Source organism: Dietzia psychralcaliphila, from assembly GCF_003096095.1.
In the GTDB taxonomy this organism is placed as follows: Bacteria; Actinomycetota; Actinomycetes; order Mycobacteriales; family Mycobacteriaceae; genus Dietzia; species Dietzia psychralcaliphila.
The window spans coordinates 1518860-1536187 of record NZ_CP015453.1; the positions used below are offsets into that span (position 1 = coordinate 1518860).

Here is a 17328-nt window from a genome sequence, read left to right on the forward strand (position 1 = left end):
GTAAAGTACACACAGTGAGTCGTTAGTGCGCGGTATTCTCGTTCACGTCACGTCACGGCTCGCGAGGGCCCGGGAAAGGGGGCGGCCGTGGGGCGGGACTCCGCAGCGCCGTCGTCGGAGTCGGGACGGATACGCGAGGGGGGTCGCAGCGAGCGGGTCCGGCAGGCTGTCGGCGACGCGGTGCTGTCCATCCTCGCGGAGGGCAGGTGGACGTTCTCCACGGTGGAGGTGGCAGAACGGGCGGGCGTCAGCCGCCGCACCGTGTACCGCTGGTGGCCGACCCACGACGACCTCCTGGTGGAGGGGTTGCAGCGACACGTCCGCCGCGTGCCGCTGCCCACGTCGGGTGTCTGGGAGACCGACCTCCGGGAGTTCGCCCATGCGCTGTCCCGGTTCGCAGCGGACCCCGTGGAAATGGCCACCGGCGCTCTGGTGGCGAGCCGCCTCCATCCCGAGATCACGGCGACGGTGGTGGACCACTACCGGCCCGTCCTCGCGGCCTGGCGGCAGTTGGCGAAGCGGGCCGGAGGCCGTGAACACGGCGACCACGGTCTCGACCCGGACATCCTCGTGGGCATGCTCGTGTCCCCGTTGCTCATGTCCCCTCTGATGACGGGTCGACCGATGCGCCCGGAGGACGTGGACAAGGTGGTGGACGTGATCCTGGCGGCCACCCGGCCGAGGTGACGGTCGGGCCGCTACACCACCCCGAGCTCTCGGGCCCTGGCCACCGCGGCCGTCCGGGAGGCCACACCGAGTTTGTCGAAGACGTGCACGAGGTGCGTCTTGATCGTCGCCTCCGAGACGTGGAGCGACGAGGCCACCTGCCGGTTGGTCTCGCCCGTCGCCACCGCGCGCAGCACCTCCACCTCGCGCTCGGTGAGGACCGGCCGCGGGTCGCGCAGCCGGCTCATCAGCGTGGCGGCGACAGTGGGGGAGAGCGCGCTCTCCCCGTCCGCGGCGGCGCGGACGGCTGCCAGCAGCTCATCGGGGCCGGCGTCCTTGAGGAGGTATCCGCAAGCGCCCGCCTCGATGGCACCGAGGATGTCTGCGTCGGTGTCGTGGCTGGTCAGGACCAGGACCTGCGGAGGAGCGTCGAATGAGCGCAGTCGCCGTGTGGCCTTGACCCCCGCGGTGGCGTCGCCCGCGAAGCGCAGGTCCATGAGCACCACGTCCACGTCGCCGATCCGCGCCCGCTCGACCGCGCCGTCAGCAGTGGCGACGTCGGCCACCACCTCGATCGTGGGGTCGGAGGCCAACAGTGCCCGAAGGCCCGTCCGGACCACCCCGTGATCGTCGGCGATCAGCACGCGCACCCTTGTCGTCGTCATATCTCCGAGCCTCCCACCACCGTCGGCAGCACGGCGCGGATCGTGGTCCCCGCGCCCGGCTGGGAGACCACGTCGAACTCTCCGCCCAGGCCAGAGACCCGGCGGGCCATCCCGTCCAGTCCGAACGAGGCGGTGGCCCGCGGCGCGGAGACGTCGAAACCGCTGCCGTCGTCACGCACCTCGAGCGCGACGGCGGTGGATGACCCGGTCAGCGTGACATCCACACGCGAGGGCGAGGCATGGGTGACCGCGTTGGCCAACGCCTCCTGCGCCACTCGCACGAGCACGGCCGCGACCTCTGCCGGGGGCTCCGGCTCGACGGAGCAGTCGGCGGACACCTCGACATCGGGGTGCTCCGCGCGCGTCCGCTCGGCCACCCGGCCCAGTGCGCCCGCCAGCGACACACCATCGAGCGGAGCGGGCCGAAGCGCGGCGATCAGGCGGCGGGTCTCGGTGAGGTTCTCGCCAGCCACCTCGCGTGCGAGGCGGGTCTGCTCGACGGCCGGATGCGAGGGATCGGCGCGCTCGACGGCGTGCAGCAGCATCCCGATACTCGCGAGCCCCTGGGCCACGGTGTCGTGGATCTCCCCGGCCAGGCGGGCCCGCTCGGACTCCCGGCCCACCTCCCGCTGCTGGCGAGCGAGCTCCGAGCGGGTCCTCACGAGCTCGGCGATCACCTCGCGCCGCGCCTGCGATTCCCGATCGAGGGCCCGGACACCGGCGCCCAGGCCCAACGCCACGAGCGCCCCCACCACGGGACCCACGACGCCGGCGGGCGTGAACCCCCCGTGCATCCCCAGCGCCACCACCGCCACCGCGGCGAGCAGCGCCACCGCCGCCATCCCGGCCCACACACCCAGCAGGAACTGGGCCAGGAAGAACAGCGGGAACGCCAGGTAGGCGGCCTCCGGAACACCGGCCACCAGGACCGACCACAGCACCAGTACAGCGGCGAGCCACCACAACCGCGCGGGTCGACTGGTCCCGTTTCGGCGGTCCCAGACGGTCCCCGCCACGTACACCACGGTGAACCCGACCGCGGCCGCCACCGTGACGAGGTCCAGCTCGCCGCCGGTGTCCCGGTGTGCGCTGATCAGGGTGAACGCGAGCAGCGCCGCCACGAGGGTGTGCAGGGCCACCTGCAGCTGCGTGAAGACCGCGCGCACCCCCGCCGACTCGGGTGGTAGCTCCGCGCTGTCTCGGGGTCGGGAGGGGCCGGTCACCCGGTCGACGCTAGCCGCAGACCGCGACGCCGGCATCCATCGAAGGGTGGACGCGTTCCTCCGTCATCCGGGTGCGAGAGACCGCACGCTCGGACGATTCGGGACACGCTGACGGCGACGACGCTGGGGGCACACCGCCACGAGAGGAAAACCCCCATGTTCTTCGCACTCCGCGACCTGCGCACCGCGCGTGGCCGCTTCGCGCTCATCACGGGCGTCGTGCTGCTGCTGTCCGTCCTGGTCGCAGGCCTGCTCGGCCTCACCGCGGGCCTGGCTCACCAGAGCGTGTCCGCGCTGCGGGCCGTGGGCAGCGGCGACTCGAACTTCGTGCTGCCCGCCGACGAGGACGGGGCCGTCGACCTGGATCGCGCGGCCCTCACCGTCGACCAGCTGGACCGGGTGGCCGCCGCCGATCCCTCAGCCGTGCCCGTGGGCGTGGCCCGCATCCGCGTGGACGACGGAACCGAGACCGGCGCCTCGGCTGTCGCCGTGGGTCTGGGCGGCTCCGTGGGATCGTTGACCCCGCCCTCGCCGGGGGAGGCCTTGATCTCTACAGGTGTCGACGACGAGGTGGGCGCCGGTGCGACCGAGCTCAGAATCGAGGGTGGCGCGCTGGGCGTCGCCGGAAGCGCCGGCGACCTCTGGCATTCGCACACCCCCGTCATCGTCACGGACCTGGCCACGTGGCGCGAGCTCGCCCCGCGCGGTGGGGCGGCCACCGCCGTCGCGATCTCCTCGGCGACCGCGGCGTCCTCGATGTCCGCCGCCGGTCTGACAGTGGTGGACCCCGAGGGACTGGTGTCCTCCCTGCCCTCACACCGCGCCGAGAACACCTCGCTGAACACCATGACGTACATGCTGCTGGCAGTCACCGCGCTGGTCGTGGGCGCGTTCTTCGCGGTCTGGGGTATGCAGCGACGCCGCGACGTCGCGGTGATCAAGGCCCTGGGTGCGTCCACCGCCGCGGTGGTGCGCGACTCCGTCGGCCAGGCGGCCATCGTCCTGGCCGTGGGCATCGGAACAGGCGTGGGGATCGCCGCGCTGTTCGGTGTGGTCGCGGGCGGTGCGGTGCCCTACATCGTCTCGCCCGCCACCACCGTGCTCCCCGCCGCGCTCCTGGCGGTCCTCGGACTCGCCGGAGCCGCCGTGTCGCTCCGCCCCGTCGTCACGGCGGACCCGGCCAGTGCCCTGGGTGCGCTCCGGTGAGGCAGACGCCCGGCCGCGATGGCGCCACCTCGTCGTCACATCCACTACGTCTTCAGGAGAACCCCATGTCCCATGCCTCTCACCTCGGCACCACTGACCTCACCCCTGGCCTCGGCGCGGCTGACCTCCCAGCCCCCGACCCCGACGCCACCGCCACCACCGCCCTGCGGATGGACGACGTGGTCCTGACCTACCCCGACGGCGCCGGCCGGCTCACCGCCGTCGACCACGTCTCGTGCGGGATCGACCGCGGTCGCAGTCTCGCGGTGACCGGACCCTCCGGCTCGGGCAAGTCCAGCCTTCTGGCCGTGGCCGCCACGCTCACCCCGCCCGATTCCGGCCACGTGTGGTTGGCCACCCGGCACGGCGAGGTGGATCTGGCGGCGGTGGGCGCTCGACGGGCGGCCGAGCTGCGTCGGACGGAGATCGGCATCGTGTTCCAGCAGTCCAACCTGGTCGAGTCGTTGACCGCGCGCGAGCAGCTCGAGGCCATGGCGTGGCTCGGCGGGCGGCCGTCGCGGTCCCGCCGTGTCGAGGTGCGTGAGCGGGCCGACGAGCTGCTCGACCGGGTGGGCCTGGGCCGGATGGCCGACCGGGCGGTGGGTGCCCTGTCGGGAGGTCAACGCCAGCGGGTGGCCGTCGCGCGGGCGCTGGTCAACGGGCCGTCGCTGCTACTGGCGGACGAGCCGACCAGCGCGCTGGATTCGGAGTCGGGCGCCGCGGTGGTGGACCTGCTGATGCGCACTGCGGCCGAGTTCGACGTGGCGCTGATGCTCGTCACCCACGATTCGGCGGTGGCGGCGCGATGTGATGCACGTATGCACCTGGTGGACGGGGCGGTCCGGCCCTAGGCGTTCCGGTCTCGCGGGCGGGTGGTCCGGTCGACGGTCGGCTGATCCGGTCAGGTGCAGCAGTTCGGGTCGAGCGCCGCGCGCAGGGCGTCGATCGCGGACCCGCGGGCGCGGTGGAACACGCTCATCCCGCGCCGCTCGGACTCGATCATCCCCGCCTCGCGGAGCCGGCCCAGGTGATGGGAGGTGGTGGACTCGGCGACGCCGGTGGCCGCCGCCAGGTCCCCGGTGCGAACCTCGCCGTCGTCACTGGTGAGCAGGATCGACAGCAGCCGGATCCGGACAGGGTCGGCGAGGGCTTTGAGGCGCAGCGCGATCTGGACGGCGTCGTCGTGGTTGATCGGCCCGGCCGACACGGGCGCGCAGCAGACCGGCGAGCTGACGTCGAGGAGGGGGAGGGCCTTGGGCATGTCTGCGAGTGTAGCCCGGGTTCTTGACGAATATCGAAAAGGGTGGTTGTCTGTGCCGAGAAGTAATTCGATATTCATCACAAAGGTGGAGGTTCCGACCATGTCCCGTGTTCAACTCGCCCTCAACGTCGACGACGTCGACGAGGCCGTCCGGTTCTACTCGACCCTGTTCGGTGTCGAACCCGCCAAGCGCAAGCCCGGCTACGCCAACTTCGTGGTGGACCAGCCGCCACTCAAATTGGTCCTGCTCGAGAACCCGGGTCAGGGCGGTTCGCTCAACCACCTGGGCGTCGAGGTCGAATCCAGCGAGCAGGTCCACAGCGAGATCGCGCGACTGACCGACGCCGGCATGTTCACCGACGAGGAGATCGGCACCACCTGTTGCTTCGCCACCCAGGACAAGGCCTGGGTCACCGGCCCCGGCGGCGAGCGCTGGGAGGTCTACACCGTCCTCGCCGACTCGGAGACGTTCGGAACGTCGCCGGTGGTGGGTGACAACAACAGGAACGACAACAACAGGAACGACGACGAGGCCGGCGCCGACTCCGAGGGTGGCGCCTGCTGCGCGTGAGCGCGGGTGCCCCGCCGGATCCCACCCGCAACACCCGCGAGGGTGGTGTGCGGGGGTCCCGGGGACTCGCGGTCCTAGACTGGGCCGGGGTCGTCGACCGGTTGGTGGACGGCCCGTGCTCCCACGGAAAGGCCACACCATGCTCTCCCGCATCGACCTGCGCGGTCGCACCCTCGGTACCGCCGAGCTGCGCCGCACACTCCCGCGAGGCGCCGCCGACGTCGACTCCGTCGTCGACACCGTCCGCCCGGTGGTCGAGGCGATCCGGGAGCACGGGGCCGCCGCGGCGCTCGACTACGGCGAGAAGTTCGACCAGGTGCGTCCCTCCTCGGTCCGTGTGCCCGCCGAGGTCATCACCGAGGCGGGGGAGAACCTCGACCCGGTGGTGCGTGCCGCCCTCGTCGAGGCCATCCGCCGCGCCCGGATCGTGCACTCCGCGCAGCGCCGCGGCGACACGGTGACCGAGGTCGCGACCGGCGGCTTCGTCACCGAGAAGTGGGTGCCCGTCGAGCGTGTGGGTCTCTACGTTCCCGGCGGCAAGGCCGTGTACCCGTCGAGCGTCATCATGAACGTCGTGCCGGCGCAGGTCGCGGGTGTCGGTTCGCTCGTCGTGGCCTCCCCGCCGCAGGCCGACTTCGGTGGGTGGCCGCACCCCACCATCCTCGGCGCCTGCGCGCTACTCGGGGTGGACGAGGTCTGGGCCGTCGGCGGTGCGCAGGCGGTGGCGCTGCTCGCCCATGGCGGCGAGGACACCGACGGGCTCGAGCTCGAGCCCGTCGACATGGTCACCGGTCCCGGCAACGTCTACGTCACCGCCGCCAAGCGCCTGTGCCGCAGCGTCGTGGGCATCGACTCGGAGGCCGGCCCCACCGAGATCGCCGTCCTGGCCGACCACACCGCCGACCCGGTCCACATCGCCTACGACCTCATCAGCCAGGCCGAGCACGACCCCAACGCGGCGAGCGTGCTCGTCACCGATTCCGAGCAGCTCGCCGACGCCGTCGCCCGGGAGGTCGAGGCCCGCTACACCGTCACCCTCAACGCCGACCGTGTCCGCGAGGCGCTCGAGGGCCCGCAGTCGGGCATCGTCCTGGTGGACGGCATCGACGCCGGCCTGCGCGTGGTCGACGCGTACGCGGCCGAGCACCTCGAGGTACAGACCCGAGACTCCGCGGCCGACGCCGCCCGCGTGCGCAACGCCGGGGCCATCTTCGTGGGTGCCTACTCCCCGGTCCCGCTCGGCGACTACGCGGCGGGCTCGAACCACGTGCTGCCCACGTCGGGCACCGCCCGTCACTCGTCCGGGCTGAGTGTGCAGACCTTCCTGCGGGGGATCCACGTCATCGACTACGACCGGGCCGCGCTCAAGGAGATCGCCCCGACCGTCGTCGCGCTCGCCGACGCCGAGCGGTTGCCCGCCCACGGCGAGGCCGTCCGCGCCCGCTTCGAAGACCTCACCGCCGAGGAGGAGGAACAGTGACCGCCACCCCCCGCCCCGGCGTCGGCCTGGACGCGCTGCCCCTGCGCGAGAACCTGCGCGGGAAGAGCGCCTACGGAGCCCCGCAACTCGAGGTTCCGGTGCAGCTCAACACCAATGAGAACCCGCACCCGCCCAGTGCGGCACTGGTCGCCGACATCGCGGCTGCCGTGGCCGAGGCCGCAGCCGATCTCAACCGCTACCCGGACCGCGACGCCGTCGAACTGCGGACCGATCTCGCCGCCTACCTCACCCGGCAGACCGGGGTCGAGGTGGACGTGGACATGGTGTGGGCGGCCAACGGCTCCAACGAGATCCTCCAGCAACTGCTCCAGGCCTTCGGTGGGCCCGGGCGCAGCGCGATGGGCTTCGTCCCCAGTTACTCCATGCACCCGATCCTCGCCGCGGGCACGGACACCGAGTGGATCCCGGTGGACCGGGGCGCCGACCTGGCGATCGACGTCGAGGCCGCACTCGCCGCCATCGCCGAGCACCGCCCCGACGTCGTCTTCCTCACCACCCCCAACAACCCGACCGGCCACGTGATCGAGCTCGACGACCTGCGGCGGCTGATCGACTCGGCGCCGGGGATCGTGGTGGTCGACGAGGCGTACGCGGAGTTCTCCCCGTCGCCGAGCGCGTGCACGCTGCTCGCCGACTACCCGGCGAAGCTCGTCGTCTCGCGCACCATGAGCAAGGCCTTCGCCTTCGCCGGCGGCCGGCTGGGCTATTTCGCGGCCGACCCCTCGTTCGTCGAGGCCGTGCTGCTCGTCCGGCTCCCGTACCACCTGTCGGTCATCGCGCAGGCCGCCGCGGGGGCCGCACTGCGACACACCGAGGAGACCCTCGCGTCGGTCGCCCTGCTGGCCGAGGAACGCAAGCGCGTCACCGCGGGGCTCGAGGCGCTCGGCTACGAGGTGCTGCCCAGCGAGGCCAACTTCGTCCTCTACGGCCCCTTCGTGGACGCGCCAGGGACGTGGCAGCGCTATCTCGATGCCGGCGTGCTCATCCGCGACGTGGGCATCCCCGGTCGTCTTCGTGCGACCATCGGGCTGGAGGGCGAGAACGACCGGCTGCTGCAGGTGAGCGCAGAGTTGGCGGGAACAGAGATCACCACGACGAGGGAGACACGATGAGCGAGCAGGGCGGACGCGTGGGTCGCGTCGAGCGCACCACCAAGGAGTCGTCGATCGTCGTCGAGATCGACCTCGACGGCACCGGCAGGACCGAGATCGCCACCGGCGTCCCGTTCTTCGACCACATGCTCACCGCGTTCGGTCAACACGGCGCGTTCGACCTCACGGTCCGTGCGACGGGCGACGTCGAGATCGAGGCCCACCACACCGTCGAGGACACCGCCATCGTGCTCGGCCAGGCGCTCGGGCGGGCTCTGGGCGACAAGCGCGGCATCCGCCGCTTCGGCCAGTGCTCGATCCCCATGGACGAGACCCTCGCGGAGGCGGTCGTCGACGTCTCGGGGCGGCCGTACTGCGTCCACACGGGTGAGCCAGACGTCATGATCGGGTACGTCGTCGTGGGACATGACAGCGCACCGTACGGCACCGTGCTCAACCGGCACGTGTTCGAGACCCTCGCGTCGCACGCCCGCATCGCGCTGCACGTCCGCGTGCACTACGGGCGCGATCCCCACCACATCACCGAGGCGGAGTACAAGGCCGTCGCCCGGGCGCTGCGCGCCGCGGTCGAGCCGGACCCGCGGATCACCGGGATCCCCTCGACCAAGGGCGCTCTGTGATGGCGAAGTGACCCCGGGGGTCAAGAAACCGGGCGCGTTCGCACAGCTGGCCCGGACCCCCGGTGTGCCGGCGGCGTTCGTCCTGGTCCTCCTCGCCTTCGGCGGCTTCTCGCTGCTGCTGCCCGTCGTGCCACTCGCCGTGGTGCGGGGAGGGGGCAGCGAACTGGTCGCCGGAGCGACGACCGGCGTGTTCATGACCGTCACCGTGCTGGTCCAACTGCTCACCCCGCGGATCACCGCGGCGATCGGCTACCGCGCGGTGCTCGGGATCGGCAGTGCGCTCCTCGGCCTGCCCTCGGGGCTGCTCGCGCTGTTCGACGGGCCGTTCGCGGTGCTGGCGGTGAGCGGAGTCCGCGGGGCGGGCTTCGGCATGATGACGGTCGCCGGGTCCGCCCTGGTCGCGGAGCTCGCGCCACCCGGGATGCTCGGTCGCGCCACCTCGTTGATCGGCCTCGCCGTGGGCATCTCCGAAGCCATCTTCCTGCCGGTCGGGCTGTGGCTGCTGGAGGTGTTCGGTCTGGCCACGGTCGCGTGGAGTGCGACGGCGTTCGGCGTCGTGGGCCTGGTCGCGGCGGCACGGCTCCCCAACGTGCACCCGGCGCCCGCCCAGTCCTCGTCCGACCCGTCCGCGCTCGGCCGCAAAGCCGTCTTCGTCCTGCTCGCCGGTCCGTTCCTCGTCATGGTGGCGGTGTCACTGCCCTACGGCGCGGCCGCGTCGTTCCTCTCACCCGCGCTGGACTCGATCGTCTCGGGCAGCGGCGCGGTCGTCGCCGGCGTAGGCCTCGGACTCCTCGGGGTGGGCGTGATCGTCGGGCGCACCTTCGCCGGACTCATCTCCGATCGCCGTGGGCCCGGGGCGCTGGTCTGGCCCGGACTGGCGTTCGCCGCACTCGGTATGGCCGGCATCGCCGGCCTGCTCTCGGTGTCGGCGAACCCGTGGTGGTTCATCGCACCCACGGTGGTGTTCGGACTCGGGTTCGGTGCCGTGCAGAACGAGGCGCTCGTCGCCTCGTTCGAGCGGATGCCGCGCTCGCGGCTGGGAACCGCGTCCGCCTCGTGGAACATCTCCTTCGACGCCGGTACCGGTCTCGGGTCGGTGGTCATGGGTGGATTCGCCGGATTCGGCTACGTGGTGCTGTTCACGGTCGCGGCAGGGGTCGTCCTGCTCGTGGGTGGCCCCGCCGCGGTGGGCGCCCGCCGTACCCGGCCCACGCGAGATCTGACCTTGTCCGGCCGGGACGATAAAGTGGGCTCATGACCACACATGCCCCGCGGGTGGCGCTCCTCGACTACGGCTCGGGCAACCTCCGCTCGGCACACCGTGCGCTGGAGCGTGTCGGCGCCCGGGTGGAGCTCACCTCCGACCCCGGGGTGGCCACCGAAGCGGAAGCGCTCGTGGTCCCGGGCGTCGGCGCGTTCGCCGCGTGCATGGAGGGTCTCCGGGCCGTCAAGGGACCGCGGATCATCGGCGAGCGCCTCGCCGGCGGCCGCCCCGTACTGGGAATCTGTGTGGGTATGCAGGTCATGTTCGAGCGGGGGACCGAGTTCTCGGACGGAGAGCACGCCGACTCCGGGGCCGCGGGGTGCGGCGAGTGGCCCGGGGTCGTCGAGCGACTGGAGGCCCCGGTGCTGCCGCACATGGGCTGGAACACCGTCGAGGCGCCCGAGAGCAGCGTCCTGTTCGCCGGCATGCCCGCCGACGAGCGCTTCTACTTCGTCCACTCCTACGGGGTCCGGAGGTGGGAGATGGAACCGTCGGACCACCTGACCCCGCCGGATGTCACCTGGGCACAGCACGGCACGAGATTCGTCGCCGCCGTGGAGAACGGCCCGCTGTCGGCCACCCAGTTCCACCCCGAGAAGTCAGGCGACGCGGGCCTGCAACTCCTCGAGAACTGGATCAGATCCGTTGGCTGACCGCCGGGGTCGCCCGGCGCCCGTGTCCTTCGCGGTCCTCGCGCTGTGGGTTTCCGGAGCGGGAGTGCTGTTCCTGGGACTGACCGCCCTGGCGGTCGCGTTGCTCCCACTGCCGCCGGCGGGACGGGCCGTCGTCGCGCTGGTCGGCGTGGTCCTGACGGTCGTGGCGATGGGTGTGGTGTCCAGCCGCATCACCGATCGGGCGATCCGTGCCGAGTACGGAGACGAGCCCGACGGTCAGCCCGGCGCACACCCCGGGGAGTCGTCGGAACCGGCCGAGGGCGATGAGAAGCGTCCACGGGCGGACGGACTACGCTGATGCCCGTGACCAACGCTTCTTACCTCGAACTCCTGCCCGCCGTGGACGTCGCCGACGGGCAGGCCGTCCGTCTGGTGCAGGGGGAGGCCGGGACCGAGACCTCGTACGGATCGCCGCTGGAGGCCGCCCTGCAGTGGCAGCGGGACGGGGCCGAGTGGGTCCACCTCGTGGACCTCGACGCCGCCTTCGGTCGCGGGACCAACCGGGACCTCCTCGCCGAGGTCGTCGGCGCGCTCGACGTCAAGGTCGAGATGTCCGGCGGGATCCGCGACGACGACTCGCTGGAGGCCGCCCTCGCGACCGGCTGCGCCCGGGTCAACCTGGGGACCGCCGCGCTGGAGAACCCAGAGTGGTGTGCCTCCGCGATCGCCCGCCACGGGGACCGCATCGCGGTGGGCCTGGACGTCCGTGTGGTCGATGGCGAGCCCCGGCTCCGCGGACGCGGCTGGGTATCCGACGGTGGCAACCTCTGGGAGGTGCTGGAGCGTCTGGACAAGGACGGCTGCGCGCGGTACGTCGTCACCGACGTGTCCAAGGACGGCATGCTCAACGGTCCGAACCTCGAGATGCTCTCCCAGGTGTGCTCGGTCACCGGATCGCCGGTGGTGGCGTCCGGAGGGGTGTCGTCCGTCGCCGACCTCGAGGCCATCGCGACGCTCGTACCCGAGGGGGTCGAGGGCGCCATCGTCGGGAAGGCTCTCTACGCGGGCCGCTTCACCCTCCCCGAGGCGCTGGCCGCGGTGAGCGTCCGCTGAACCGGCCATGACCACCTTGTAGATACACCCACCCGCATGACCTCGAGCAGGAGGCCCGAGATGACCGATCAGACCGGAAACACCCTGCCGACGGACTTGTCCGTCGACCCGGCGGAGGCGCTCGCGTTGGCGGTCCGCGTGCTCGACGAGGTCTCGCCCCGCTTCGTCGAGGGGCTGGGCGCCGAGGGCACCCGCGCCAAGGGCTCGCGCAATGACTTCGCCACCGAACTCGACCTCGAGCTCGAACGTCGCATCTCCGACGCGCTGCGCGAGGGCACCGGACTCGAGGTGCACGGGGAGGAGTTCGGCGGTCCGCCGGTCAACGAGGGCACCCTCTGGGTGGTCGACCCCATCGACGGCACGGCCAACTACTCCCTCGGCATCCCCACCACCGGCATCCTCGTCTCGCTCGTCCACGAGCGGCAGCCCGTGCTCGGGCTGACCTGGCTTCCGCTGCTCGGCATGCGCTTCACCTCGATCGCAGGGGGCCCGCTCATGGAGAACGACGAGGAGGTCCCGCGGATCGCCGACGTGTCCATCCGCGACGTCGCGCTGGGGCTCGGGTCCCTCAACACCGGTGCCCGCACCACCTACCCGCCGGCCTACCGCCGGGAGGTGTTCGAGCAGCTCACGCTCGACGCGGCCCGGACCCGCAAATTCGGTTCCACCGGGGTCGACCTGTCGTTCGTGGGCTCCAGCCGGCTGTCCGCCGCGGTGAGCTTCGGCAACTACGCGTGGGACAACGCGGCGGGCGCGTCCCACATCCGCGCGGCGGGTGGCGTGGTCACCGATCTGACCGGCGAACCGTGGTCGATCGACTCCCAGTCGATCCTCGCGGCCGGTCCGCGAGCCCACGCAGAGGTGCTCGGCACCATCCGCGAGCTCGGCGAGCCCGGCAACTTCTTCGAGGCCGGCCGCCGCCGGGCCACCCCCGAACCCGAGGGCAACCGCCCGTGGCTCGACGGGGAACGGTGACCCGGGCATGACACTCGCCACCCGGGTGATCCCGTGCCTCGACGTCGACGAGGGGCGCGTGGTCAAGGGGGTCAACTTCCTCGATCTGCGCGACGCCGGGGATCCGGTCGAGTTGGCCGCCGCCTACGACGCGCAAGGTGCCGACGAGCTGACCTTCCTCGATGTGACCGCGTCGTCGTCGGGCCGCGGAACCATGATCGACGTGGTCAAGCGCACCGCGGAGCAGGTCTTCATCCCCCTCACGGTGGGTGGCGGGGTGCGCGCCGCCGAGGACGTCGACCAGCTGCTCCGCGCCGGAGCGGACAAGGTCAGTGTCAACACCGCGGCCATCGCGCGTCCCGAGCTCCTGGCCGAGCTCAGCCGGCGCTTCGGCTCGCAGTGCATCGTCCTGTCCGTCGACGCCCGGACGGTACCCGAGGGCGAGGCGCCCACACCGTCGGGATGGGAGGTCACCACCCACGGTGGCCGCCGGGGAACCGGGATCGACGCCATCGAGTGGGCCCGGCGCGGTCAGGACCTGGGCGTGGGGGAGATCCTGCTCAACTCGATGGACGCCGACGGCACCAAGGCGGGGTTCGACCTCGCCATGGTCCGTGCGGTGCGCTCGGCGGTGACGATCCCCGTGATCGCCTCCGGTGGGGCCGGCACGGTCGAGCACTTCGCCCCCGCCGTCGAAGCCGGTGCCGACGCGGTGCTCGCGGCCAGTGTCTTCCACTTCGGTGAGATGACCATCGGCGACGTCAAGAGGGCCATGGCGGCCGAGGGGATCACGGTCCGATGAGCGACGGTCAGTTGCGCGACGGTGCGAGCAGCGAACCCGTCCTGGACCCGTCCATCGCCGACCGGCTCACCCGGAACCCGGACGGGCTCGTCGCGGCCGTCGTGCAGGACGCGACCTCCGGTCGGGTGCTCATGATGGCGTGGATGGACGACGCCGCCCTCGCCGAGACGCTGGCCACCCGGCGCGGGGTCTACTTCTCGCGCTCGCGTGGCGCGCGCTGGGTCAAGGGGGAGACCTCCGGTCACGTACAGCACGTGCGCAGCGTGGAGATCGACTGCGACGGCGACACCGTCCTGCTCCGGGTGGACCAGACCGGCGCCGCCTGCCACAACGGCACCGACAGCTGCTTCGACACCGACACACTCCTCGGGGAGGAATGAGCTCGTGCCCTTCATTCAGATCAACCAGCTCGACGGGATGGACCCGCCGTCCAAGGCCCGCGTGATCGAGGCCGTCACCGCCGCCTACGCCGAGGCCGCGGGCAAGGATCCGGCCAAGGTGTGGGTGCACGTCAACGACATGCCGCACGACTCGTTCGGGATCGGCGGCCGGGTCGTCGGATGAGCACAAGGACCACGACCTTCGAGCAGTTCCGGGCGCTCGCCTCGGGCCACCGGGTCGTCCCCGTGGTGCGCACGGTGCTCGCCGACTCGGAGACTCCGCTCTCCGCGTACGACAAACTCGCGGCCGACCGACCCGGGACCTTCCTGCTGGAGTCGGCCGAGCACGGTCGGTCGTGGTCGCGGTGGTCGTTCATCGGCTGCGGGGCGGCCGCGGCGCTGACCGTCGACGACGCGGGTGAGGCCATGTGGTTGGGGCACGTGCCCGCGGGGGCGCCCACGGGCGGCGACCCGCTCGACGCCCTGCGCCGAACCCTGGACCTGCTGCGGACCGACCAGATCGAGGGCCTGCCGCCACTGACGTCCGGGCTGGTGGGCTACCTCGGGTACGACATCGTGCGCCGACTCGAACGCATCACCCCCGACACCACCGACGACCTCCACGTCCCGGAGCTCGTCCAGATGCTCGCCACCGACCTGGCCGCGTTCGACCACCACGAGGGCCGGATCCACCTGATCGCCAACGCCGTCAACTGGGACGGGAGTGACGAGAGGGTCGAGGATGCCTACGCCGACGCGGTGGCCCGGGTGGACTCCATGACCGCCAGGCTCGCGGCTCCCGGTGCCGGCGGGGTCAGCGTGTTCGACACCCCGGATCCGCAGATGCGCCGTCGCACCGACGAGTCGACCTACCACTCGCGGGTGGCGGACATCATCGAGCAGATCTACTCCGGAGAAGCGTTCCAGGTGGTGCTCAGTCAACGCTTCGAGGTCGACACCTCGGCCTCGCCGAGGGACGTCTACCGCATTCTGCGCACCACCAACCCGAGCCCCTACATGTACTTGATGACCGTCCCGGACGGCACGGGTGACGACGGCTTCGGCGGCACCGCGTTCACCATCGTCGGGTCGAGCCCCGAGGCCCTGGTCAAGGTGCAGGACGGACTGGCCACGACCCACCCGATCGCCGGGACACGGCCGAGGGGCGACGACGACGAGCACGACGTCCTGCTTGCCAAGGACCTCGTGGAGGACGCCAAGGAGAACGCGGAGCACCTGATGCTGGTCGATCTCGGTCGCAACGACCTCGGCCGGGTCTGTGAGCCGGGCTCCGTCGTGGTGACCGAGTTCCGTCAGGTGGAGCGGTACAGCCACGTCATGCACCTGGTCTCCACAGTGACGGGCCGCCTGGCGGAGGGACGTACGGGCATCGACGCCGTCACGGCCTGTTTCCCGGCCGGCACCCTGTCGGGGTCGCCCAAACCCCGCGCGCTCCAGATCATCGAGGACCTCGAGGACACCCGTCGCGGGGTCTACGGGGGCGTTGTCGGCTACGTGGACTTCGCGGGCAACGCCGATCAGGCTATCGCCATCAGGTCCGCGGTGCTCAAGGACGGGACCGCCTACGTCCAGGCCGGGGCCGGGATCGTGGCCGACTCCGTCGCGGCGTCAGAGGACGAGGAGTGCCGCAACAAGGCCATGGCGGTCCTGCGGGCCGTCGCAGCGGCGGACACGTTGAGGCCCGCGGGCCCCACGGGTGGCGCTGGCCCCGCGGGTGGCGCGGGTGGCGAGGACACGGAGGGGGAGGGCCGGTGACCCAGAGCACCCGGTTCCGTCTCCCTGTCCTGTTACTGCTCGTCGGAGCCGTCCTGTTGTGGATCGCCTCCCGGATGGTCTGGCTTGACGTGGTCGCGTTCAACGACCAATCGGGTGAGGCCCGGCGCAGCCTGACCGGTGCGGAGTGGCAGCCGGCGCTGGTCCCGTTGGCGCTGGGAGCTCTCGCCGCGGTGGCGGCGGTCGCGCTGGTCCGGGGAACCGGGGCGCGGGCGGTCGGTGCCGTCATCACCCTGCTCGGCCTGGCCACCGGCGCGCTGCTGGCCTCGACGGTGGGCGGCGTGGACGAGAGCCGGGTCCACTCGGCGGTGACGAGCGAGGAAGAGCTCGGCAGCACCAATGCGGGACCCGGGACCGCCGACGCGCAGGCCGTGCCGGAGTGGTCGGAGATCACGGAGATCTCGACCCGGTCGCCGGGCCCGGCGTTCACCGGTGCCGGTGCGTTGGCACTCGTCGCCGCGGGCGTCATCCCGATGATCTGGCCGACCCGCAAGGTGCGACGCGACGATCGCTACGTGACCCCGGCGGCGCGCCGCGAGGCCACGGAGCCCGGCGAGGTCACCGCGGATAACGGACGCGACCTGTGGCAGGAACTCGACGACGGGCGCGATCCCACCGGCTGAGCGACTGTGGGCGGGCCCGATTCTCAGAACCCCGCCCGCTCCCTCTATTGTTGATCTCGATCACACTTCTTGCCCGATCACTGCAGAGGGAGGTCACGGTGGGTACCGTGCTCGACTCGATTATCGACGGGGTCCGCGAGGACGTCGCGGCCCGCGAGGCTGTCATCGACCTCACTGCGGTCAAGGAGGCGGCCCGGTCGGCGCCTGAACCGCGTGACGCACTCAAGGCACTCCGGGGCGCCGGTGTCGGCGTCATCGCCGAGGTCAAGCGCGCCAGCCCCTCCAAGGGACAACTCGCCGAGATCCCCGATCCCGCGGTGCTGGCCCGGATGTACGAGGAGGGTGGAGCCCGCATCATCTCCTGCCTGACCGAGGAGCGGCGCTTCAACGGCAGCCTGGCGGACCTGGACGCCGTCCGCCGCGCGGTCGACATCCCGGTGCTCCGCAAGGACTTCGTGGTGGGGCCGTACCAGATCCACGAGGCCCGGGCGCACGGCGCGGACCTGGTGCTGCTCATCGTGGCCGCGCTCGAGCAGGACGCGCTGGTGTCCCTGCTGGACCGCACGGAGTCGCTCGGGATGACGGCCCTGGTGGAGGTGCACACGGAAGAGGAAGCCGACCGTGCCCTGGAGGCCGGTGCCACCGTCATCGGTGTCAACGCCCGCAACCTCAAGACCCTCGAGGTCGACCGCGACGTGTTCTCCCGCATCGCTCCCGGCCTCCCGTCCGGGGTGGTGAAGATCGCCGAGTCGGGCGTCCGGGACGCATCCGACCTCCTGGCGTACGCCAGTGTGGGTGCGGACGCGGTGCTCGTCGGCGAGGGCCTGGTGACCAAGGGTGACCCGCGCGCGGCGTGCAACGCCCTGGCCACGGCGGGTTCCCACCCGTCCTGCCCGCAGGGACCCCGCTAGGCCCCCGTCGCACGCTTCCGGCAGACTGGGAGCCGTGAATTCTAACGA

General features: G+C 71.7%; 21 protein-coding genes. 18 read left to right on the plus strand and 3 right to left on the minus strand.

From position 1 onward, the window contains the following. Positions 1 to 87: 87 nt before the first annotated feature. Complete coding sequence (locus A6048_RS06835) at positions 88 to 687, plus strand: TetR/AcrR family transcriptional regulator (RefSeq protein WP_107748372.1); 600 nt, start codon at positions 88 to 90, stop codon at positions 685 to 687. 11 nt (positions 688 to 698) lie between these two features. Here A6048_RS06835 and A6048_RS06840 read toward each other — a convergent pair whose 3' ends face one another. Both A6048_RS06840 and A6048_RS06845 read right to left on the minus strand, forming a co-directional pair. Next, on the minus strand, positions 699 to 1331 hold the full coding sequence (locus A6048_RS06840) for a response regulator transcription factor (RefSeq protein WP_107748373.1): 633 nt from the start codon (positions 1329 to 1331) through the stop codon (positions 699 to 701). Continuing rightward, on the minus strand, positions 1328 to 2554 hold the full coding sequence (locus tag A6048_RS06845) for a sensor histidine kinase (RefSeq protein WP_107748374.1): 1227 nt from the start codon (positions 2552 to 2554) through the stop codon (positions 1328 to 1330). Before A6048_RS06845 ends, A6048_RS06840 begins: the two co-directional genes overlap by 4 nt. 156 nt (positions 2555 to 2710) lie before the next feature. Between A6048_RS06845 and A6048_RS06850 the strand changes: the two genes are divergently transcribed. Together A6048_RS06850 and A6048_RS06855 are read left to right on the plus strand one after the other, a co-directional pair. Further along, a complete protein-coding gene (locus A6048_RS06850) occupies positions 2711 to 3760 on the plus strand; it encodes an FtsX-like permease family protein (RefSeq protein ID WP_107748375.1) in 1050 nt (349 codons plus the stop codon). 170 nt (positions 3761 to 3930) lie between these two features. After that, positions 3931 to 4611 (plus strand): ABC transporter ATP-binding protein, encoded by a 681-nt coding sequence (locus A6048_RS06855; RefSeq protein WP_107748465.1) that lies wholly within the window; start codon positions 3931 to 3933, stop codon positions 4609 to 4611. A gap of 50 nt (positions 4612 to 4661) precedes the next feature. Here A6048_RS06855 and A6048_RS06860 read toward each other — a convergent pair whose 3' ends face one another. Continuing rightward, positions 4662 to 5021, minus strand: coding sequence for an Rv2640c family ArsR-like transcriptional regulator (locus A6048_RS06860; protein WP_107748376.1), 360 nt, complete (start codon positions 5019 to 5021; stop codon positions 4662 to 4664). A 100-nt stretch (positions 5022 to 5121) separates the two neighbouring features. Between A6048_RS06860 and A6048_RS06865 the strand changes: the two genes are divergently transcribed. The 15 genes from A6048_RS06865 (at position 5122) to trpC (ending at position 17280) form a co-directional block, all read left to right on the plus strand. Further along, on the plus strand, positions 5122 to 5592 hold the full coding sequence (locus tag A6048_RS06865) for an ArsI/CadI family heavy metal resistance metalloenzyme (RefSeq protein WP_107748377.1): 471 nt from the start codon (positions 5122 to 5124) through the stop codon (positions 5590 to 5592). Positions 5593 to 5731: 139 nt separating this feature from the next. Then, the gene (gene hisD / locus A6048_RS06870) at positions 5732 to 7072 is read left to right on the plus strand and encodes a histidinol dehydrogenase (RefSeq protein WP_107748378.1); all 1341 of its coding nucleotides are present in this window, start codon (positions 5732 to 5734) and stop codon (positions 7070 to 7072) included. After that, entirely contained in the window at positions 7069 to 8205 is a 1137-nt protein-coding gene (locus tag A6048_RS06875; RefSeq protein WP_107748379.1) for a histidinol-phosphate transaminase, read from the plus strand. Before hisD ends, A6048_RS06875 begins: the two co-directional genes overlap by 4 nt. Next, positions 8202 to 8825: an imidazoleglycerol-phosphate dehydratase HisB gene (gene hisB, locus A6048_RS06880; RefSeq protein ID WP_107748380.1), complete on the plus strand. Its 624-nt coding sequence runs from the start codon at positions 8202 to 8204 to the stop codon at positions 8823 to 8825. The genes A6048_RS06875 and hisB overlap by 4 nt, the downstream gene beginning before the upstream one ends. A 7-nt stretch (positions 8826 to 8832) precedes the next feature. After that, the gene (locus tag A6048_RS06885; RefSeq protein WP_107748381.1) at positions 8833 to 10083 is read left to right on the plus strand and encodes an MFS transporter; all 1251 of its coding nucleotides are present in this window, start codon (positions 8833 to 8835) and stop codon (positions 10081 to 10083) included. Beyond that, entirely contained in the window at positions 10080 to 10742 is a 663-nt protein-coding gene (gene hisH, locus A6048_RS06890) for an imidazole glycerol phosphate synthase subunit HisH (protein ID WP_107748382.1), read from the plus strand. Before A6048_RS06885 ends, hisH begins: the two co-directional genes overlap by 4 nt. Positions 10743 to 10764: 22 nt before the next feature. Then, entirely contained in the window at positions 10765 to 11061 is a 297-nt protein-coding gene (locus A6048_RS06895; RefSeq protein ID WP_107748383.1) for a hypothetical protein, read from the plus strand. Further along, positions 11061 to 11816: a bifunctional 1-(5-phosphoribosyl)-5-((5-phosphoribosylamino)methylideneamino)imidazole-4-carboxamide isomerase/phosphoribosylanthranilate isomerase PriA gene (gene priA, locus A6048_RS06900; protein ID WP_107748384.1), complete on the plus strand. Its 756-nt coding sequence runs from the start codon at positions 11061 to 11063 to the stop codon at positions 11814 to 11816. The genes A6048_RS06895 and priA overlap by 1 nt, the downstream gene beginning before the upstream one ends. A gap of 60 nt (positions 11817 to 11876) precedes the next feature. Beyond that, positions 11877 to 12791, plus strand: a complete 915-nt coding sequence (locus A6048_RS06905) for an inositol monophosphatase family protein (RefSeq protein WP_107748385.1) — start codon at positions 11877 to 11879, stop codon at positions 12789 to 12791. A 7-nt stretch (positions 12792 to 12798) separates the two neighbouring features. Then, positions 12799 to 13572, plus strand: coding sequence for an imidazole glycerol phosphate synthase subunit HisF (gene hisF / locus A6048_RS06910; protein ID WP_107748386.1), 774 nt, complete (start codon positions 12799 to 12801; stop codon positions 13570 to 13572). Then, positions 13569 to 13952 carry a phosphoribosyl-AMP cyclohydrolase gene (hisI, locus tag A6048_RS06915; RefSeq protein ID WP_107748387.1) on the plus strand — a complete coding sequence of 128 codons (384 nt, stop codon included), beginning with the start codon at positions 13569 to 13571 and terminating at the stop codon, positions 13950 to 13952. The genes hisF and hisI overlap by 4 nt, the downstream gene beginning before the upstream one ends. A 4-nt stretch (positions 13953 to 13956) precedes the next feature. Next, on the plus strand, positions 13957 to 14136 hold the full coding sequence (locus A6048_RS06920; protein ID WP_107748388.1) for a tautomerase family protein: 180 nt from the start codon (positions 13957 to 13959) through the stop codon (positions 14134 to 14136). Beyond that, a complete protein-coding gene (locus tag A6048_RS06925; protein WP_107748389.1) occupies positions 14133 to 15728 on the plus strand; it encodes an anthranilate synthase component I in 1596 nt (531 codons plus the stop codon). Before A6048_RS06920 ends, A6048_RS06925 begins: the two co-directional genes overlap by 4 nt. Further along, positions 15725 to 16369 (plus strand): TIGR02234 family membrane protein, encoded by a 645-nt coding sequence (locus tag A6048_RS06930; protein ID WP_107748390.1) that lies wholly within the window; start codon positions 15725 to 15727, stop codon positions 16367 to 16369. Before A6048_RS06925 ends, A6048_RS06930 begins: the two co-directional genes overlap by 4 nt. Positions 16370 to 16467: 98 nt before the next feature. Further along, entirely contained in the window at positions 16468 to 17280 is an 813-nt protein-coding gene (gene trpC, locus A6048_RS06935) for an indole-3-glycerol phosphate synthase TrpC (RefSeq protein WP_107748391.1), read from the plus strand. Positions 17281 to 17328: the final 48 nt, after the last annotated feature.

Bases quoted from the DNA above. Each gene is read 5' to 3' on its own strand.
- hisI (WP_107748387.1), top strand. From the start codon at position 13,569: ATGAGCGACGGTCAGTTGCGCGACGGTGCGAGCAGCGAACCCGTCCTG.
- A6048_RS06865 (WP_107748377.1), top strand. From the start codon at position 5,122: ATGTCCCGTGTTCAACTCGCCCTCAACGTCGACGACGTCGACGAGGCC.
- A6048_RS06840 (WP_107748373.1), bottom strand. From the start codon at position 1,331: ATGACGACGACAAGGGTGCGCGTGCTGATCGCCGACGATCACGGGGTG.
- A6048_RS06860 (WP_107748376.1), bottom strand. From the start codon at position 5,021: ATGCCCAAGGCCCTCCCCCTCCTCGACGTCAGCTCGCCGGTCTGCTGC.
- priA (WP_107748384.1), top strand. From the start codon at position 11,061: ATGCCCGTGACCAACGCTTCTTACCTCGAACTCCTGCCCGCCGTGGAC.
- hisF (WP_107748386.1), top strand. From the start codon at position 12,799: ATGACACTCGCCACCCGGGTGATCCCGTGCCTCGACGTCGACGAGGGG.
- hisB (WP_107748380.1), top strand. From the start codon at position 8,202: ATGAGCGAGCAGGGCGGACGCGTGGGTCGCGTCGAGCGCACCACCAAG.
- hisD (WP_107748378.1), top strand. From the start codon at position 5,732: ATGCTCTCCCGCATCGACCTGCGCGGTCGCACCCTCGGTACCGCCGAG.
- A6048_RS06850 (WP_107748375.1), top strand. From the start codon at position 2,711: ATGTTCTTCGCACTCCGCGACCTGCGCACCGCGCGTGGCCGCTTCGCG.
- A6048_RS06855 (WP_107748465.1), top strand. From the start codon at position 3,931: ATGGACGACGTGGTCCTGACCTACCCCGACGGCGCCGGCCGGCTCACC.
- A6048_RS06925 (WP_107748389.1), top strand. From the start codon at position 14,133: ATGAGCACAAGGACCACGACCTTCGAGCAGTTCCGGGCGCTCGCCTCG.
- hisH (WP_107748382.1), top strand. From the start codon at position 10,080: ATGACCACACATGCCCCGCGGGTGGCGCTCCTCGACTACGGCTCGGGC.
- A6048_RS06905 (WP_107748385.1), top strand. From the start codon at position 11,877: ATGACCGATCAGACCGGAAACACCCTGCCGACGGACTTGTCCGTCGAC.